The organism is Collinsella sp. TM05-38, assembly GCF_003466445.1.
Taxonomy (GTDB): domain Bacteria; phylum Actinomycetota; class Coriobacteriia; order Coriobacteriales; family Coriobacteriaceae; genus Collinsella.
The window spans coordinates 1-1,267 of sequence record NZ_QSPM01000027.1 but is presented as its reverse complement, the minus strand read 5'-3'; the positions used below and the strand labels follow the sequence as shown (position 1 = coordinate 1,267).

At 65.2% G+C, this 1,267-nt stretch carries 1 protein-coding gene; it reads left to right on the top strand.

Going from position 1 to position 1,267, the window contains the following annotated elements; translation table 11 throughout:
• Nucleotides 1–24: 24 nt before the first annotated feature.
• The gene (gene arcA, locus DXD49_RS09555; protein WP_117794837.1) at nt 25–1,266 is read left to right on the top strand and encodes an arginine deiminase; all 1,242 of its coding nucleotides are present in this window, start codon (nt 25–27) and stop codon (nt 1,264–1,266) included.
• Nucleotide 1,267 lies beyond the last annotated feature (1 nt).

The window sequence follows — 1,267 nt, the reverse complement described above, 5'->3', positions numbered from 1 at the left end:
GGCCCGAAAGAAAGGTAGGAGGCCATGACGAAAGGTCTGCACGTGCCTTCCGAGATCGGCAAGCTCAGGAAGGTCTGCCTGCACCGTCCCGGCGACGAGCTCCTCAACCTGCCGCCCGACGAGCTCGAGCGACTCCTGTTCGACGACGTCCCGTTCCTTGAGGTCGCGCAGCAGGAGCACGACACCTTCGCCCAGATCCTGAGGAACCAGGGCGTCGAGGTGCTCTACCTCGAGAACCTCGTCGCAGAGGTGTTCGACCAGGTCCCCGGCGCCCGCGCCGAGTTCACCGACCAGTACATCGCCGAGGCAGGCATCCGCGGCCAGCGCATGCCGCAGATCGTCCGCGAGAAGCTGGACTCCATCGAGGACAACCTCGAGTTCGTCAAGAAGACCATGGCCGGCATGACCAAGGCCGAGATCGACATGCCCCTCACGGCGTCCACGACCCTCGACTCCCTGGTCAACTCCGAGTCCGAGTCCGACCTGATCATCGACCCGATGCCCAACCTCTACTTCACCCGCGACCCGTTCGCGGTCGTCGGCGAGGGCGTCAACCTCAACCGCATGTACTCGGTCACCCGCAACCGCGAGACCCTGTACGGCAAGTACGTCTTCAAGTACCACCCCGACTACAAGGACGTCTCCCTGTACTTCCGCCGCGACTGCCAGTTCCACACCGAGGGCGGCGACGTGCTGAACATCAACGAGAAGACCCTCGCCGTCGGCATCTCCCAGCGCACCCAGGCAGCCGCCATCGACGTCATGGCCCAGAACATCTTCTGGAACTCCGACTCCAAGGTCGAGCGCATCCTGGCCTTCGACATCCCGGTCTCGCGCGCCTTCATGCACCTCGACACGGTCTTCACCCAGATCGACGTCGATAAGTTCACGATCCACCCCGCCATCATGGGCACCCTGCGCGTCTACGAGCTGACCGCCGGCAAGAACCCGGGCGAGGTCAACATCCGCCTGATCGAGGACACCCTCGAGCACGTCCTGGAGGACGCCACCGGCGTCGACCAGGTCAAGCTGATCCCCTGCGGCGGCGGCGACCCGATCGCGGCCTCCCGCGAGCAGTGGAACGACGGCTCCAACACCCTGTGCGTCGAGCCCGGCAAGATCTGCGTCTACGCCCGCAACACCGTCACCAACGACGTGCTGTACAAGGAGGGCCTGGACCTTCTCGTCGTGCCCTCCGCCGAGCTCTCCCGCGGCCGTGGCGGCCCGCGCTGCATGAGCATGCCCTTCTGGCGCGAGGACCTCTAAG

Coding starts and splice junctions, on each gene's coding strand:
- arcA (WP_117794837.1), top strand. CDS start 25: ATGACGAAAGGTCTGCACGTGCCTTCCGAGATCGGCAAGCTCAGGAAG.